At 63.6% G+C, this 17586-nt stretch carries 13 protein-coding genes; 9 read left to right on the forward strand and 4 right to left on the reverse strand.

Features of this window, described 5'->3' with window-relative positions:
• From ACTHNZ_RS18745 to bcsB, 3 genes are read right to left on the reverse strand one after another with little or no spacing between them, the layout of a single operon-like run.
• Positions 1-3888 (reverse strand): cellulose synthase subunit BcsC-related outer membrane protein, encoded by a 3888-nt coding sequence (locus ACTHNZ_RS18745; protein WP_440544055.1) that lies wholly within the window; start codon positions 3886-3888, stop codon positions 1-3.
• The gene (gene bcsZ, locus ACTHNZ_RS18750; protein ID WP_440544056.1) at positions 3867-5099 is read right to left on the reverse strand and encodes a cellulose synthase complex periplasmic endoglucanase BcsZ; all 1233 of its coding nucleotides are present in this window, start codon (positions 5097-5099) and stop codon (positions 3867-3869) included. Before bcsZ ends, ACTHNZ_RS18745 begins: the two co-directional genes overlap by 22 nt.
• A 3-nt stretch (positions 5100-5102) precedes the next feature.
• The gene (bcsB, locus tag ACTHNZ_RS18755) at positions 5103-7370 is read right to left on the reverse strand and encodes a cellulose biosynthesis cyclic di-GMP-binding regulatory protein BcsB (protein WP_440544057.1); all 2268 of its coding nucleotides are present in this window, start codon (positions 7368-7370) and stop codon (positions 5103-5105) included.
• Between the two features lie 518 nt (positions 7371-7888).
• On the opposite strand from bcsB, the gene ACTHNZ_RS18760 reads away from it, so the two are divergent.
• The 9 genes from ACTHNZ_RS18760 (at position 7889) to ACTHNZ_RS18800 (ending at position 16520) form a co-directional block, all read left to right on the forward strand.
• Complete coding sequence (locus ACTHNZ_RS18760; RefSeq protein WP_440544058.1) at positions 7889-8257, forward strand: diacylglycerol kinase; 369 nt, start codon at positions 7889-7891, stop codon at positions 8255-8257.
• A 301-nt stretch (positions 8258-8558) separates the two neighbouring features.
• Positions 8559-8879: a flagellar transcriptional regulator FlhD gene (gene flhD / locus ACTHNZ_RS18765; protein ID WP_440544059.1), complete on the forward strand. Its 321-nt coding sequence runs from the start codon at positions 8559-8561 to the stop codon at positions 8877-8879.
• 17 nt (positions 8880-8896) lie between these two features.
• On the forward strand, positions 8897-9487 hold the full coding sequence (gene flhC, locus ACTHNZ_RS18770; RefSeq protein WP_440544060.1) for a flagellar transcriptional regulator FlhC: 591 nt from the start codon (positions 8897-8899) through the stop codon (positions 9485-9487).
• A 394-nt stretch (positions 9488-9881) separates the two neighbouring features.
• Positions 9882-10874, forward strand: coding sequence for a sugar ABC transporter substrate-binding protein (locus ACTHNZ_RS18775; protein ID WP_440544062.1), 993 nt, complete (start codon positions 9882-9884; stop codon positions 10872-10874).
• A 150-nt stretch (positions 10875-11024) separates the two neighbouring features.
• Entirely contained in the window at positions 11025-11960 is a 936-nt protein-coding gene (locus ACTHNZ_RS18780) for an ABC transporter permease (protein ID WP_440544100.1), read from the forward strand.
• A gap of 78 nt (positions 11961-12038) precedes the next feature.
• Positions 12039-12833, forward strand: a complete 795-nt coding sequence (locus ACTHNZ_RS18785; RefSeq protein WP_440544063.1) for an ATP-binding cassette domain-containing protein — start codon at positions 12039-12041, stop codon at positions 12831-12833.
• Positions 12834-12930: 97 nt separating this feature from the next.
• Positions 12931-14133, forward strand: a complete 1203-nt coding sequence (locus ACTHNZ_RS18790) for an ROK family transcriptional regulator (RefSeq protein WP_440544064.1) — start codon at positions 12931-12933, stop codon at positions 14131-14133.
• A 201-nt stretch (positions 14134-14334) separates the two neighbouring features.
• On the forward strand, positions 14335-16236 hold the full coding sequence (locus ACTHNZ_RS18795) for a hypothetical protein (RefSeq protein WP_440544065.1): 1902 nt from the start codon (positions 14335-14337) through the stop codon (positions 16234-16236).
• Positions 16237-16307: 71 nt separating this feature from the next.
• Positions 16308-16520 (forward strand): hypothetical protein, encoded by a 213-nt coding sequence (locus ACTHNZ_RS18800; RefSeq protein WP_440544066.1) that lies wholly within the window; start codon positions 16308-16310, stop codon positions 16518-16520.
• A gap of 507 nt (positions 16521-17027) precedes the next feature.
• On the opposite strand, the gene ACTHNZ_RS18805 is transcribed toward ACTHNZ_RS18800, so the two are convergent.
• Positions 17028-17474, reverse strand: a complete 447-nt coding sequence (locus ACTHNZ_RS18805) for a DUF2384 domain-containing protein (RefSeq protein ID WP_440544101.1) — start codon at positions 17472-17474, stop codon at positions 17028-17030.
• Positions 17475-17586 lie beyond the last annotated feature (112 nt).

Here is a 17586-nt window from a genome sequence, read left to right on the forward strand (position 1 = left end):
CTAGTAACTCGAATAAAGGCTGACCGGCCGCGGCGACAGGCTCGTGTCCGGTTTCCGTGCATCGAACGAATATCGCATGTACACCATTCCCGAACTCGGCGCGTAATCATGCGCATGATCGATGTTCACGCTGAGCCCCGCCACCAGGTGCGGATTGAACCGGTATTCGACGATGCCTCTGAAACCGTACGAGAAGCCGAGCCCATTCGTCGACGAGCCGGTGTGAACGAGGCCGGCGCCTTGCGCGGACAACTGGTCCGGCGCAATGGGCACCCCCACCGGGTAGAACGGCGCATCTTTTTCGTAGGAATTCGACGCGCCCACGGTGGCCGTCAAATCCCATTTCAGCCCGCCGCGCCGGCCGATCCACTCGATCGGCACGCCCAACGACAAATATCGCTGCGGGCTGTAGTAGCCGCCTTGCCCGTAGGTATAGAAGCGCTGATTGTTCGCGTAGTGCCAGAAGTTGCCGACGAGGCCCGTGCTGACGCGCATGTTGCGGCCTTCGTAGACGGGCGCGGTAAAGCCCGTTCGCAGCGTCATCTCCTGATTCGAGGCCACGTTCTTACCGGTCAGCACGCCTGCGCCTACTTCGGAAAAGACGTTCACGCGACCGAAATCGATACCCGTATGCCAATCCACGCCATCGCGGCGAACGCCGCCCCAGACGGCGTTCGTCCAAGGATCGCGCAGGCCCGCGTACGACAGCTCGCTGCTCGTCTCGGGCCGCCTCGAAGCACTGAGCGAAAAACTCGCGGGCCCTGCATCGAAACGATAACGGACACCGCCGACGAGGTAGTGAATCGGAAAACCCAGCGGTGTCGTGCCGATATCGAAACGCCAGGCATCGGACACGTACCCCGTGCCGAGCGCCATGCCGTTCGCTTGCTGATGCAGCAAGAAGACCGAGCTCGGCACCGACGAAAACGCCGAGAACGTGCCGAAGTTCGTCAGGGCGAACGACGGCGGGTTCGTGATCGACAGCGTGCCCGCGTCCAAGTGCACGGCATCGAGATGCAAAAAGACATGCCCGTCGTAGCGGTACGGCACCTGAATGTAGATCGGCACCTGCTGCGCATGGTAGTCGGAGATGCCGGCGTCGCCGGACTTGTACTGCGGAATCCAGCCGGCTTCGATCTCGGGGTCGCGGCGCTGCTCGAGATCGGCCAACGCCGCTTGTCCCGGCGTGCCGTCCGGCGCCCGCGACACCACGCCCGTCGCGCGCTCTTGCGCCATCGAGCGGCGGTAGAGCGCAGCGGCCCGTTCGTACTGGCCGAGTTCCTCGGCCACGCGTCCGGCCTCGACGGTGACGTCGGGGCGAGCCGGGTATGCCTGTTGCAGTTCATCGGTCAATTGCTCGGCCTCTTGCGGACGGCGCAGCGCAGTCAGCCGGCGCGCGGCCGACAGACGCGTGTCGACGTCGTCGGGCGGTGCTTGCTCGAGCACCTCGCGCACGATCCTCAACGCGTCGTCGCGATGGCCGCTGTCTGCCTGCACGCGGGCGAGCGCCAGCCGCGCGTCCGGGTCCCCCGGCGCTTGCGCGAGCACGGGCGCCAACGCCGCGCGCGCGGCGTCGTAGCGGCCCTGCATGCGTTCGAGATCGGCCACTTCGAGCGCATAGCGCTTGTCGCGCTTGCCGGCTGGGCTGGCTTGCGCCAGGATGCGCCGCGCCTGCGCGTAGTCGCGCAGCTCGAGCGCGGCGTCGGTCTCGCGCAGCAGCAGGCGCAACGATTGATCCTCGAGACGCGCGCTCTGCGGTGCCGTCAAATGCGGCTCGCGGCGCAACTGCGCGAGCCAATCGGCCAATGCGTCGTTGCGCTCGGCGCTGCCGAGCAGATCGCCGTAGCGCAGCTCGACGTCGACGTCGGTCTCGTTCGGGTGGCTCGCCATCCAATCGCGCATGAGCGCGAGCCCTTCGTCCGGCCGGCCTTCGTCGATGAGCAAGGCGCCGATCGAAGCCGTGACGTAGGGGTCTTCGCTTCCTTTCGCGCGTGCCACGTCCAACGCGCGCGCCGCCGCGTCCCGGTCGCCGCTCGCGAACGCCGTGCGGGCTTGCTGCAGCGCCAGCTGCGCGTCGATCCGGCGCGCCAGCGCGCGCATCCCGTCCGTGCGCGCCTCGGGTGCCACGCCCGCGAGCGCGGCTTGCGCGCCGGTCAAGTCGTCGATGGAGTTGCGGTACAGCGCGGTTGCGTAGCGCATCTCGGGCGAAGCGTTGGCGGCAAGCCCATCGTCCATGACCGTGCGGCCCAATTGAGGCAGCCCCAGGTCCCGGTACAGGCGCGCGAGCGCGAAACGCGTCCACGGCGCATCGGGCGCGAGGCGCAGCGCTTTTTCGTAGGCCTCGGCTGCGGGACCGAGCTTGCCTGCCGATACGAAGCGCTGGGCCTGCAGCGTGAGGACGTCGGCGCGCAACCCGGCGAGGCCCCGGCGGTCCGCCTGATCGCGAAATCGCTGAGTCAACGCGTCGAGCAGTCCGGGGATCTGGTTTTCCCGCCCTGTCTGACGCAGCAATGTCTGCATGCTTTCGACCGCACCCAAATTCAACTGGCGGCCCGCGAGCAATTCCCTGAGCAGCGGTTCGGCCGCCACCCAATCGCGCTGTGCGAGCCAAGCATCGGCCAGCAACTGCTTTGCCTGCGTGTTGGCCGGGTCGAGCGCAAGTGCCGCTTCGGCTTCGCGCTGCGCATCCTGCGCACGGCCCGCCGCCGCGGCTTCTCGAGCCTTGGCAATCGTGCCCCAGATGAGCGCCGTGCGAGCAAGGCCCTCCCACTTCGAGCGGTCGTCGGGCGCGAGCGCGGCGGCGCGCAGGAACAGCGCTCGCGCCTCGTCTTGCCGTCCCTCGCGCAATCGCACGAGGCCCAAACCGCCGACGGCATCGGCATCGCTCGCGCGTGCCTTTGCCGCGCGCGTCAACTGCGCATCCGCGGCGGACAAATCGCCGCGTGCAAGGGCGCGCAGCCCCTGATGCTCCGCGATGTAATCGGGATCTCGCTCGAGCTTCAATTGCGCTTGCCGCTGTGCATCGAGCGTCGCCGCGCGGTCTTTGAACTCGGTATCGTCGGGCTCGAGCGCCAAATAGGCGTGGATCGAATCGCGATAGGCCGGGTCCGCGCCGGCGGACTGCAGCACGCTGCGCCACGCATTCATCGCTTCGGTATGGTCGACGTCCTTGCGCTGCGCCAAGGAGGAGGCGAGCCGGTTGGCTTCGGCCCGCGTCGCACTTTGCCGATTGAGCAGGTCGACGAGCGCAAGCGCCGCCGCGGTATCGGTTGCATCGCCGGTCACACGCTGGCGCAATGCGGCCACCGCTTGCGCGTATCCGGCCGGTGTACCCGACAAAATCTGGTAATACTCTGCGCCGAGCGCGCCGGGCGGGGCACCATGCGGAAACAATACGCGCAGCCGTCGCGCGGCCTCTTCGCTCTGCCCGCTGCGCGCAAGCAGCCGAATCGTCGCGAGCTCGCCGCGGCCGCTCGTGACCGCGCGATATTCGTCATCGAGCTGTTGCGTCACGGGCGCATTCGGCTGCAGCACCCTGAGTCGGTCCAGCAACGCCGCCGCCGCGCGTGCTTGGCCGAGCCGCAACTCGATCCGTACGCCCTCGCTGAGCAGCACGGGATCGTTGGGCGCGAGCAGCAACGCCTTTTGCACGGCTTGCAAGGCAAGGTCGTCGCGATGCTTGGCCGCCCACAATCGCGCCGTGGCGAGCAGGCGCGCCTCGGGCGTGATCGGCCGGGCCGCAGCGGGCGCATCGAGCGAACGCGCCGACTCGAGCGCGTTCGCGGCTTGGGCTCCGACCGCACAGGTCAGCGCCGTCACCACCGTGCATCGAACGAAGGCCACTGCGCTGCCGCGCGCACGCCGCGTCATCGCGCCGCGCCCGGGCATGCGGACCTCCACCTCACGTGGAGCGTGCCGTCGGCCTTGAATCGATAAAGCCCGTCGCGCCACCCGAGCCCGAACAGCGCCAGCACGCTGGAGTAGTACCCCAGCGGCTCGCGCGCTTCGAGCGACAGCACGCGCTGGAGCTGCGCATCGGCTACCCCAGGCCGGCCGAGTGCGGTCAGCAACGGCACGGCCGCCGCGGAAAAGCCCGCGTTGCCTGCATTGCCGGTTTGCTTCGTTTGCCCGTTCGCGGTGTCGATCGATTCGTAAGGTGCGCCGTGCTCGGCGATGTAATCGGCGAACGGCGTCAAGCGCGCGAACAGCTGTTTCGCGCCGGGCTGCGCCGAATCGAGCATGCCGGCCCAGAGGTAGACGCGAATGGCGTCATAGCTGCCCTTGGCCTGCGTATCGGTGTCGGGCAAGAAACCCTGCCCCGCTCGATAGCGCGCCCAATCGGGCGCGAAACCGTGCGGCGCGGTGTCCATCAAGACCGTCGATGCCGCGTCGGTCAGCCGTTTCCAGCGCGCATCGACGGGCAATTGCTCCGCGAGCCCTTGCAACACTTGCAACGGCATATAGCTCGGGTTCAGGCGCCACTCGTCGGGATTCGGATGGAACCCTTGCGGGCCAGGCAGCAGCGTCAAGCCAAGTCCCGGCACGGTTGCGGTTTCTTGCTCGACGATATGCCGGGCGAGCACCGTGCCGCGCGCGGTATAGCTGCGCTCGTGCCAGAGCGTGCCGGCCTGTAAAAGCACGTACGCCATCCAGAGATCGGCGTCCGATGCCGCGTTCGCATCGAGCACATGCCATGTGCCGTCTTTGTCCCGCCCCCAGAGCCAAGCGGGCAAGTGGCTCGCGAGGTCGCCGCTCGCGAGGTTGTTCTCGGTCCAACGCAAGAGCGCGTCGAACGTCGCGCGGTCGTTTGCGACGAGCGCGAAGAACAGCGCATAGGCCTGCCCTTCCGATACGGTGCGCTCATCGGGCGAGCCGACGTCGATCACGCGTCCGTCGGCCGATAAGAACCCATGCTTGAATTGCTCCCAGCGAGGCCACGAAGGCGCGCACGCCGATGGCGTGGGGGCGGGGGCAGCGGCCGCGCTCGCGCCAGCCGGTGCCGCGGCCCAAGCGGAGCCGGTCACGAGCCCCGCGGCGATGCCGCAAAGCGCCCACTGCGCCGCGTTCCCGAGAGAACGCCGGTTATCGGTGCACGCCATCCGTCAGATCCCCCGGCGCCGCGACGACAATTCTTGCAACGCGGTGAACGCGGCGATCGCCAGCAGCAGCCCGCCGAGCGCACCGAGCACGCCGAGCAAGACCGGATGGCGAATGGCACGCCCCCAAATCTGCGCATACCACGGCACGTAGCCGACGACATAGGTATCGCCAACGCGCATGCTCTCGATCCGCCCGTCGCGAACGAGCGCGACGTCGCCTTGCAGTTGAGCCACGCGATCGGGCTTTTCGAGCACGTCGAGCAAGGTGCCGAGCTGCGACGGCGAAGTGCCCGTCATCGCGACGACGCTGCGCCCATGGGTGCCCGGCACTTCGAAGCCGAGCAGCGCGGCGATCGGACCGCTTTCACCGATCCGGGCGCTGCCTTCGTGCACCTGCACGCCGTCGCGCCAATACTCTTTGACCGAGAAGGCCGTCCGAGTCATTTGGCCGCCATTCGCCCCCTCGGTGATCGACAACGGCAGCGCGGCACGCCAAGCGGGCGGCAGCACGGCCGAGCCGCTATCGCCGATCAGCAGCAAGTCTTTGTTCTGGACCTGCTGCGCTTGCCCGGCGCGCAGCACTTGCACGCGCAGCGCCGGGAATCCCGTCCACTGTCCCATATGACCCAGCACGGTCAACAGCGCATCGAGGTCTTGCGTGCCCGGCTGCTCGGGCACGATGACGGCGGTTTGTGCGAGATCGGCATAGCGCGTGAAGGGAAAGCCGCTATTGGCGAAATACGCGAGGTTCGGCATCCGCGCATAGTGGACGAAGTGCGAAAAATCGACGGTCGAATCGGGATCGACGGCAGCGCGAACCGGATTTTGCGCGACACCTTGGCACAGCCCCGTCTTTTGCGAGTCGAGATCGAATTTCAGCTGAAGCTGATTCGAGCTGCCGACACGGAAGGCCGGAATGTCGAGCAAATCGGCCGCGCGCGCATCGGCGCCGCCCAGGATGGGCAGCTGCAGCCGGCCCTTGCCGTCCTGGTCCTTCGCCGGGGGGAGGCGCAACGACTTCACGAGCAGGTCGTTGATCGAGATCGAAAGGGCCGAGTTGTTCTGCACCGTTGGTGCCGTGTAGCGGTACTTGAGATCGATGGGCACGCCCTGCCCGCTCCACGAATAAAGATCGGCCGGCACGCGCAGATTCAAGCGGATCGCATCAGGCCGGCTACCCGCCACTTGCAGTTGCTTAGGATCGTCGACGAGTTGCTTGAAGGGAATCGCGCGCCCGATCGGCAGCCAATGCGGCGCGTCATACGGCTTGCGCTCGGGACCGATATCGACATGCTCGACCGTCGCTTCCGACCCCGAGAGCGCGGCTTTGCCGAGCACGAGCGCGTCCGCGGCTTGCTTCACTTCGGCGTCGGTGCGTCCCGTGACGATCAGCAGCTTCTTGTTGGGCGCGGCTGGATTGTCGGACATGATCAGCATCGGGCCGTCGATGGTGGGCAACTTCAGCTCCGCGGGCAACTGCGCGCGCGTGCCGACGACGACGGCGTGCGCATCCGTCGGCAGTGCGGTCGAGACCGAGAACCGCGCTTGCCGGTAATCGGCGAGTTCGCCGAACCACGATGCCAAGATGCCGGCGCTCTCGAGCGTCGAATCGTCGGGCGAAGCCGGCAACACGAAAGGCAGCCGCAACTTCGTCGGATCGCGTCTATCGAAGAACGGCGCGGGCAGCAAGCTCAAGTCGTCGGGCAGCTTGAGCGGCGCCGTATCGAGCCGAACTTCGCTCGTCGGGCTGATGTCCGCCCAGAGCGCGGAATTCTCGGGGTCCTCGCAATGATCGAGCGTGTAGTGCGCGATCAATTGCACGTTGAGCTGGTTGTAGTCGGTCAGGAAGCGCGGATCGAGCGGGATGTCGCGCGTGATCATCTGGCCCGCGTGCTCGCTGTCGAACGGTACGGTCGCGATCGCCTCGCCATTGATCGACACCTTCAGATGCGAAAGCGGAAAAATCAGCGCCGGCGAATAGGTGTACCGCAGCCGCAGCGTCGCAGCCGTAACGACGCGATCGAGCCGCACGCCGACATTGACCGTGCGCGTATCGTCGGGGCCGCGTAAATGAAGCGGCTGGTAAGCGCCGAGCGTCGCAAACGTAAACACCGTCGAGGAGGCGGGCGCGGCCGGATTGCTCCCCGGAAACGCTGCCGCCGCGCTTGGTGGCGCGGAAGCGGCAGCTAGAGGCGCCGCGAGTGACGAAGGAGCAACGAGCCAGCCGGCCAGTGCCGCCGTGCAAACGTAAGTCGATAGAGCAAATTTCATTGACGGTCCGGTTAATGCCGAACGGTGGCATGCAAGCTTGCAGCCCCTTTTTATGTTTATCGGAAACGCGTTTGCCGCGCCGCCGCTCATCCGCCTGCCGTTGCTTCCCCGTAGCCGGACGCGGGCGGATTTATACAACGTTTATATAGGAGGAACAACAGTCAGTGACAAACGTTTGGATTCTCGCGCGGCGCCGATCGCGTCGACCGCCTGCATCATGAAACGGCGAAAATCGACCAGTGGGCGCGCTGCGTCTAGCTCTGCGACCCGATCTATGCCCGCTCGCATCGCCGAACATAAGTTCGACTTTTGTTGCGCTTTCGCTGCGCGAAAGCCAGTTAGGATAGCAGAGAAGTATGACAAACTTGTCGCACTTTTCCGCCATGCCGGCGCATCGCTTTTGCAGGTTTTCGCAGCCGGCCGATAGACATATAGGTATACCCTCGATGGGCCGTCCGACCAATTCCTCCCCCTCCTCTCACGCCGCACCTGACTTGCCCCCAAAGCGGACCGGACTTTTGCGCGCGCTGTTCGCGCTGAAGCATTCCTACGACGGCCTGCACATGACCTTCCGCTCGGAGAGCGCGTTTCGTCAAGAGACCGCGCTCGCCGTCGTGCTCGTGCCGTGCGCGCTGCTGTTGCCGGTGACACCGATCGAGCGAGTCATGCTGATCGGTACGGTGCTGCTCGTCCTGCTCGTGGAATTGCTGAACTCGGCGGTCGAGGCCGTCGTCGATCGCATCTCGCTCGACCGCCACGAACTGTCGGGCCGAGCAAAGGATTGCGGCAGCGCTGCGGTGCTGATCGCACTGGTCATCTGCGCGATGACGTGGGCGACCGTGCTGTGGCCCGTCGCGAAACAGTGGCTGCACCCGCATGGCGGATGACCGCTGACCTCCCGCCGACTTCCCTCCGGCAAACCCCTGATTGAATGCGGTCAATTTTTCCTGTTACAAAACCGTGAAAAATTTGCCGAAAACGCAAAACGTGTTTTTTTCCTACATTTTATTGGGAAGGGATTGATTTCGGTAAAAGCGCTTCTTAGAATGCGTCCATGGTGTTACAAGTTGTAACTAGCTGTATCAAATGACGCACCGGGGTCGCGCAAACGATACCGTCCCCGCGAGCGACTAGATTACACGGTAGAAAATACCGGACCGGGTCAACGGGGCTTCGGGAACGTGAGAAATGGACCGCCGCAGCGAGACGCTGGACTCTATCCGCGAAATTAATTTGTCGTACATCATGCTAGCGCAGCGCATGCTGCGTGAAGACAAGGCCATCGGGATGTTCCGTCTCGGCCTGTCGTCGGAGCTGGCCGATTTGCTTGCCGGGCTTACGCTCGCGCAAAGCGTGAAGCTCGCCTCCTCCGATCAGCTGTTGTGCTTCTTCCGCTTCAACGACCACGCCATGCTGTCGGCTTTGACGCAAACCGCGAAGAATGCGGAAGTGGCCGCCACGCACACCGCCATTCTGCTCGCCAGCCAACCGGCCGAGCAGTTCGCGTAAGCCGAGGAGGCCGCGTCGTGGTCCAAAAAAAGAGCCTGACGGAAGACGCCCAGGAAGTCTTTCGTGCCATCGCGCTGATCGAACTGGGCGCGCGCATGCAGGTGCTCGAGAGTGAACTGACGCTCTCGCGCGATCGCATGATCCGCCTCTATCGCGAGATCAAGGGCGTCTCGCCGCCGAAGGGCATGCTGCCCTTCTCGGCCGATTGGTACATGACGTGGCTCGCGAACATCCACGCGTCCCTCTTCTACAACACGTACGTCTTTCTCAAGCACGAAGCCGGATGCTCGCATCTGGACGCGCTGACGAAGGGCTACCGCCTGTACCTCGAGCATTGCAAGCACAGCGACGCAGAGCCCGTGCTCGACCTCACGCGCGCTTGGACGCTCGTGCGCTTCTTCGACGCCGACATCCTGCAGCTCACGCGCTGTTGCCGTTGCAGCGGCAAGTTCGTCGCGCACAAGCACGACCTTCAGCACAACGTGGTCTGCGGCGCCTGCCAGCCTCCTTCCCGAGCGGGGAAGACCAAGCGAGCCAGTGCGGCAAAGCATGGCGTCGCCGCGGCGCAAGCGCCACAAGCCCTGCCAGCCGCCGCCCGCGCTGCATAGTCCACCGCGGCCTGCCCGGGGGCGGCCCGGCGAATCATCGCTCGCCCGCGGCTAGGCGAACTCGTTGCACGGCGCCCGGGCTTTTGGACGCCCACCCTTCACTCCCAAACGCCCACTCGCGCCGCGAATTAAACGCTTCGTACGCCCGCTTTCGACTCAGGATATTCCCTGAGATCGTCCCTCTCATTGCTGCAATGCAATATTCGCGCTTTATTCCCACCGGTTGGCGCTTTTAAGCAATTAGACCGATCTGTCTTTGCCGCAGCGCATTGAATACGTCTGCTTGACTCCGGCCGGCAGCGCTGCTGTACTAAATCCACGCAGTTGATTTAATCGAGCAGCCGATGCGACGTGCTGCCAATTCGTTGTCAACCACCCGGAGGAGGAGCGTTCGATGAAAACCCGTCCCTATCTGGCTACGGCCAGGCACCTGATGCTCGGCGCGGCAGCCGCCTCGGCGCTCGTCGCCGGCACCGCGTTCGCCGACCAGCCCATCATCGGCCTGATCACGAAGACCGATACCAATCCCTTCTTCGTGAAGATGAAGGAAGGGGCTGAAGCCGCCGCGCAAAAAGACGGTGCCAAGCTGTTGACGGCGGCCGGCAGGTACGACGGCGACAACGGAGCGCAGGTGACTGCACTCGAGAACATGACCACGGCCGGCGCGAAAGCGATCTTGATCACGCCGAGCGACACGAAGGCGATCGTGCCGTCGATCAAGAAGGCGCGCGCCGCAGGCGTCATGGTGATCGCGCTGGATACGCCCACCGATCCGCAGAATGCGACCGACGGGCTCTTCGCCACCGACAACTTCAAGGCCGGCGAACTAATCGGCGAATACGCGAAAAAAGCGCTGGGCGGCAAGAAAGCGAAGATCGCCACGCTCGATCTCGCGCCGGGTATCTCCGTCGGCATCTTGCGGCACAACGGCTTCCTCAAGGGCTTCGGCATCAAGCAAGGCGATCCGAGCATCGTCTGCAGCCAGGACACGCGCGGCGATCAATCGAAGGGACAAGCGGCGATGGAAAACTGCTTGCAGAAGTCGCCCGACATCAACGTCGTCTACACGATCAACGAGCCGGCGGCTGCGGGCGCCTACCGTGCGCTCAAGACGGCGGGCAAGGAAAAGGACGTGCTGATCGTCTCGATCGACGGCGGCTGCGAAGGCGTGCGCAACGTCAAGGCCGGCGAAATCGCCGCAACGGCGCAGCAATACCCGCTCAAGATGGCCGCAATGGGCGTCGAGGCCGGCGTCGACTACGTGAAGACGGGCAAGAAAGTGAGCGGCTACACGGACACCGGCGTGACGCTGATCACCGACAAGCCGATGCCCGGCGTCGACAGCAAGGACACGAAGTTCGGCCTCGAAAACTGTTGGGGCAAGTAACGGCAACGAGGTAGCGGCTCCGGTGCGGCGGCTCCACTTTGCCGCACCGGCTCCGGGCTCCATTTCGATCGTAGGAGAAGACGCATCATGACGACTCAATCCGCCGGACCGGCCGCGCCGGCCCCCGCCCCTCAAGCGCGTGGCCATCGCATGCCGACCATAGCCGAGGCAGGCCCGTTGATCGCTCTCGTGGCCGCGTGCGCCTTCTTCATGTCGCAAAGCCATCGGTTTCTGTCGTTCCAGAATCTCTCGCTGATTCTTCAGCAAACGATGGTCGTCGCCGTCATCGCAATCGGCCAAACGCTGATCGTGCTCACGGCCGGCATCGATCTGTCATGCGGCATGGTGATGGCGTTCGGTTCCATCATCATGACGAAGTTCGCCGTCAATCTAGGCGTTCCGCCGATCCTCGCCATACTCTGCGGCATCGGCGCAAGCACATTGTTCGGGCTCCTGAACGGCGTGCTCGTCACGCGCGTGAAACTGCCTTCGTTCATCGTGACGCTCGGCACGCTGAACATCGCCTTCGCGCTGACCCAGATCTATTCCAACGCCGAAACCGTGTCGAGCCTGCCCGACGCGATGATGTTCCTCGGCAACACGTTCAAGCTCGGGCCCGCCGAAGTGACCTACGGCACCGTGCTCGCACTGCTGATGTACTTCTCCACTTGGTTCGTGTTGCGCAATACCGTGCCGGGCCGGCATTTGTACGCGCTCGGCAACAACCCCGAGGCGGCGCGCCTGATGGGCTTGTCGTCGCAGCGAATCTTGGTGACCGTCTACTCGCTCGCGGGCTTCATCTACGGTATCGCCGCCCTGCTGCTGATTTCGCGCACCGGCGTGGGCGATCCGCAAGCCGGTCAAACGGACAACCTGGACAGCATCACGGCCGTGGTGCTCGGCGGGACGAGCTTATTCGGCGGGCGCGGATCGATCATCGGCACGCTGCTCGGCGCCTTGATCGTCGGCGTATTCCGCAACGGGCTGACGTTGATCGGTGTCTCGTCCGTGTATCAAGTGCTGATCACCGGCATCCTCGTGATTCTCGCGGTGGCGGCCGACAAGCTCTCGCACCGCCGCGGCTGAGGCTCGCCGCAGCGCCGATCCGATCCATTCGCACACGTATCCGTATTCGTATTCGTTCGCATTCGCCAAGGAAACGCCATGTCGACTTCAAGCTCTCGCTCAACGCAGCCCGTGCTCCAAGCGCGCGGCCTCGTGAAGCGCTATGGACAAGTGACCGCGCTCGACGGCTGTGATTTCGAAGTCATGCCCGGCGAGATTCTCGCCGTCATCGGCGACAACGGCGCCGGCAAATCCTCGCTGATCAAAGCACTCTCGGGCGCGACCGTCCCCGACGAAGGCGAGATTCTGCTCGACGGCGCGCCCGTACGATTCCGCAGCCCGCTCGATGCGCGCGAGAAAGGCATCGAGACGGTCTATCAGGAATTGGCCGTCGCACCCGCGATGACGATCGCCGAGAACTTGTTTCTCGGTCGCGAACGGCGCTTGCCAGGCTGGCGCGGCTCGCTGCTCAAGATGATCGACAAGCGCCGGATGCTCGAGGAAGCGACCGCCGCCATGAAGGACCTGCAGATCGGCATTCGCTCCATGCGGCAGGCCGTCGAGACGCTCTCGGGCGGCCAACGGCAAGGTGTCGCCGTTGCGCGAAGCGCGGCATTCGCGCGCCACGTCGTCATTCTCGACGAGCCGACGGCCGCGCTCGGCGTCAAGGAAGGCAACATGGTGCTGGAACTGATCCGGCGCGTGCGCGACCGCGGGCTGCCCGTCATTCTCATCAGCCACAACATGCCGCACGTGTTCGAAATCGCCGACCGCATTCACATTCAGCGGCTCGGGCGCCGCGCCGCACTCGTCAATACCAAGGACATCCATATGTCCGATGCCGTCGCGATCATGACGGGCGCCAAGCAGGCCGACGTTCGGGCCATCGCATGAGGTCTCTTCGGCCGGCGTCGCGGGGCTCGTGCGACTTCTGCCGCCGGTGCCGCGGCCATTCCGGGTTCCGGATGCCGGCGCAAGAGGCAAGACTGACATGAACGCGCGAACGCATCCGCATGCAACGAGAACCGTCGGCTCGAACCAAGTCGGCATGCGGCAATTCAACGAGCGGATCGTGCTGCAGGCCATCCGCTTGCACGGGCCGCTGCCGAAAGCCGACGTTGCGCGGCTCACGCGGCTCAGCATGCAAAGCGTATCGATGATCGTCGATCGGCTCATCGACGATGGGCTGCTGGCGAAGCAAGCACGGGTGCGCGGACGAATCGGTCAACCGTCGGTGCCGATCGCGCTGAAGCCCGAAGGCGCCTATACGATCGGGATCAAGGTCGGGCGGCGCAGCCTGGACGTGCTCGCGATGGATTTCACGGGGCGCGTCTGCACGCGCGACGTGCTCGAGTATGCGTACCCCGATCCCGACATCTTGTTTCCGGCATTGGAAACCAAGATCGCGCGGGTGATCGATTCTTTAGGTGCGCATTCGGACAAGGTCGTCGGCGTCGGCGTCGCCGCGCCGCTGTGGCTCGGCGGCTGGCGCGATTTTCTAGGTGCGCCGCCGGCCGCGCTCGAATCTTGGAACGCGATCGACATACGCACGCGCATCGCCGCGATGACAGGCCTGCAAGTCGAGTTCGCGAAAGACACGACGGCCGCTTGCGCCGCCGAACTCGTGATGGGGCAAGGGCGTGGTATTCGTTCATTCCTCTATCTGTTCGTCGGGACGTTCATCGGAGGCGGGCTGGTGATCGACGGGCGGTTGCATGGCGGGCCGCATGGGAACGCGGGCGCCGTCGGTTCCATGCCGCTCGCGATCGGCAACGGGCATGCTCCAAGGCAGCTCCTGCATACGGCGTCGGGGTTCGTCCTCGAGCAGCGGCTCGTCGCGGCGGGAGCGCCGGCTGCCGCGGCGCACGATCACCGCGCGCTAGGCGCCCACGTCTGGGCCATTACGGAAAAGTGGCTCGACGAAGCGTGCCCCGCCATCGCCATGACGATCGCCGGCTCGACCGCACTGCTGGATCTTGAAGCCGTCGTCATCGACGGCGAGATCGACCGGCAACTCGTGCGCGAACTGATTCGGCGCACGCAAGCCGCGCTCGATCGCATCGAGTGGGAGGGGATGGTCAGGCCGCAATTGATCGAGGGGACGATCGGGGCCGATGCCAGAGCCATGGGAGGGGCGATTCTGCCGCTTTATGCGCATTTTGCGCCGATGCACGAGTTGTTCCTGAAGGATTGAAGCACCTCGGCCGCGTGGCCTTGCCCGCTCCCGATCCTCACTATGTGCGCCCCCCGCACGCCTCGCTCGATTACCGTCTAGCCCCCGGGTCCTGAGACCACGCCGCCTCTGCTACATTGTTCGAGGTGTAAAGGGCGCGCTGGCGCCACCTCGCCCCTTCCCGGCTACCGCGGGAGCGCGGTTCGAGTTCCGTTCCCGCTGATGACACGTTACGTTATGCCGGCAGATCAACATGGCGCGTACCAGCAAAATGTCAGGAAGAACCGCCCCACGGGTGCGCTCAAAAGAAAATTAGCGTGGGAGCTGAAGGAACGTCCGTTGGACGCGGTGGACGAATACGCCGCAAATAAAACGCCGGTTCACGAACTATCGTTATCGAAGCGCGGCTGGAAAGGATCCTATCCTCACATAAAGGGAGGAGGAAAAAAGCGGTGGAAGTGCTACCCGCGCGCGGGCAGACGCGATCCGCGGCTTGCGCTCGCCGCGGCTCTATTGCTCGCATTCGGATACGCCTTCGACGCGCAAGCGGAAATAGGCTCGCGTAGGCTCCGTGGGGCAGGCCCAAGGTCGGCCCGCGATCGAACATCGGGCCATGAATCGGGCTATGAATCGGGCCATGAATCGAAGCCCGGCGCCCCAACCCGCAGCGCCGACTCATCCGGCCCACATCCTTACGACGGCGCCTTCAGCGCATGGCGCGAGACGGCCGCGGACGCTTTTTCGTGGGCGACGGACGCATTGTTCGAGGCGACTAGCCGTCGCGACGCGGACGCTTCTTCGGCATGGCCTCTGCCAGGCACGGCCGCCACGCAAGACACGGAGGCGCATCGCGGCGGCCATCGGGACCATCACCACCGCGTGTATAAGGTTGCCGCCCCGCAACATCGGGCCCGCCACCGCCATCGTGGCGACGATCACCGTCACGACGAGCACCATGAGCACGACGGTGCCGACTTGCTCGAGCACAATCCCAATACGACGCGCACTGCGCGCACCTACCCTCACAAGCTCAATGATTTCATCAATAGCCTCGGACCGTTATCCACTTTCGAAGCACTGATCGGACGCAAGCTTAGGCGCCTCGGGTATGACCCGGACGAACTGCTCGATGTCTACATTTTCACCTTGTCGGCGTATAAAAAGCGATTACATGCTGGAGACAGGCTCGCCCCCGAACGAATAAGGGCCATCGATCTGGCCAGACAAATTATCGACAACAATATGGATTTCTTGTTCCAAGGAGCGTCGGACCGAGCGGATGATCTTTTAAGCGAAATAAAAAACTCAGATGGCTTCCTGGAGAATGATAAATTCTTCGAAGACGAGGCGACAAGGTTTACCAACGAGCAAGTCGACGTCATCTCCACCCCGTTCAAGCACAAAGCCCACAAACTTGATCTTCGCATGCATCACGAAGGGCGATTCGGCTACATCAGGGCATTCAACGATCCGGATTCGATGCTCTCCATATTTCAGCCTATCCGAGGGGAGCTTTCCATCTTCTTCGAAAGAGAAATAGACGGAATCACGCGCAGATTCTTGATAGACATTCACACAGATGAATTAATAAGAGAGATACCGACCAACAACGCCGAATTTCAATCATTCATGAAAAACGGGGGAGTAAAAATCGCATTTCGATATCCTCTTAGCATCTCGGACGATGCCATATTCTCAGCGAATCACTTCAGCCCCGACAAATACGACCTCAAATTCGGATTTGAGATGCATTTGGCGGCCCCGAACATCAAAAACATAGTTCGAGCGATTGCGGACATAACCAACCGCCCTGCATTGGCAGTAGAGGTGGCGAGTTGGGTTGCCGGCATCTTCATACCTGGGTGGGACGTTGCGCTGTTGCTGGCATCGGGAGACACCACACAAGCATTCATTTTTATAGGACTCGAGCTCATTCCGATCGTAGGCAAGGGAGGGAAAGTTTTTGTCAAAGCGATGCTCGCGGGCCACAAGGTCCCCGCCAAGTTGGCGAAAGCAGCGGCAATCGGAGAACGCATAGCGGAGAAAACGTTCGACCCCGCAAAGACGGTCTATGGCGCGTTCCCGCAAGTCGAGGCATGGGCAAACGACGTCAACGGCAACTGAGTCCGGCGTGAGCGACGCTTCTCGTTGAGTCTCGTTGAGATATCCTTACTCGTCGCTTCCCTCGTGCTCCGATGAAACGCCTTTCGTTCTCCACGCAGATCGCAACGCTTTGGGCAATGGTGGCCGCGATATGCACCATGCTCGTTGCGGTGGTATGGCTCATGGCGGCATCGGCCGAAAGCCAGCAAGCCGCAGGGGCGAAGCGACAGGCGGCGACCGCCTGCGCGAAGGTGGCCTCGCGCTATAGCCTGTCCCAGCCGCCGTGTGCGGCCTGTCAGTTTTGACGAGGCGTCGATCTCGCGGCAATGCGCGCTCCGTGAGGATGCTTGAACGCGGCATAAGCTGCCATTGCCAAGCCGAGTCCACCCGCCCCGACAAATGTCGTTTCGAGCCCAAAACTCTGAGCGACCCACGATCCGGCAATAGGCCCTAGGACGAGCGCCGTAAGCTGAAGACTGCGCGCCGAAGCGGATACGACGCCCAGCGTCGACCACCCAAAAAAGAGGGAAAACCGCGAACGAGCAGTAGAGAGATAGTCGAACCCATATAAAGCATATATTTGCGGATTACTTTTTCGAATTGATGACCTCCGCACGGCTCGAACCATCAACGTGCGTGCACGTCGAGCCTACCAACAAAGTTGGAATAACTAGATGTAGTGGGGAAAAACCAGACGAAATAACGGAGGAAAGCCCCCGTCGAAGCTCGTTCGAGTCCAACTGAAGGCCCCCGGGCAAGGGGCCGCCTCCCGCTTCCAGAGGCCGGGTGTCAATCGCGGGAGGAATAGACGTTTAGCGGAACATTCTCAGCGGCCCGTCATGGCCCCCAGCCTGCGTCGTCGTCGACGTGTCATGAAAAACGATATACCGCAACACATCCTCCGCCCGCCCACTTGAAACGAGTTGCTCCGCCGTCTTGTACTCGAATGCCGACAGCGGCTCGTTCCGATACCAAAAAAGCGCATGCTTCACGCAGCCATTGGCATCGGTCGCCGCGCGAATCACGCGCAACGCCTCGCGCAGAAAACGCTGCACGCTTTCCGAAGCCGGCGTGCGGCTCAGCGTATTGCGATGCACACCCGCCTGTTTCGCAAGCGTTTGCATGTCGATATGCAACGCTTCCGAAAAACGCCGCGCCGATACGATCGGCGCGGCAAAGGCCGGATCGCGCAGCGAATTCATGAAGTGCTCAAAGCTCTCGCCTTGCGAGAGGTCGTCGGCGATCGCCGTCGCGTTCATCATCTCTACCTCGCATCCTTCGTGCACGCAGTGCATACCACGCATGCAACCCACACCGCACACCCAGCACATCGATGAGACGCCTAGCGTCGGCTAACTAGCCAAGGCCATG

It is taken from the genome of Trinickia sp. (assembly GCF_051953955.1).
Classification (GTDB): Bacteria; Pseudomonadota; Gammaproteobacteria; order Burkholderiales; family Burkholderiaceae; genus Trinickia.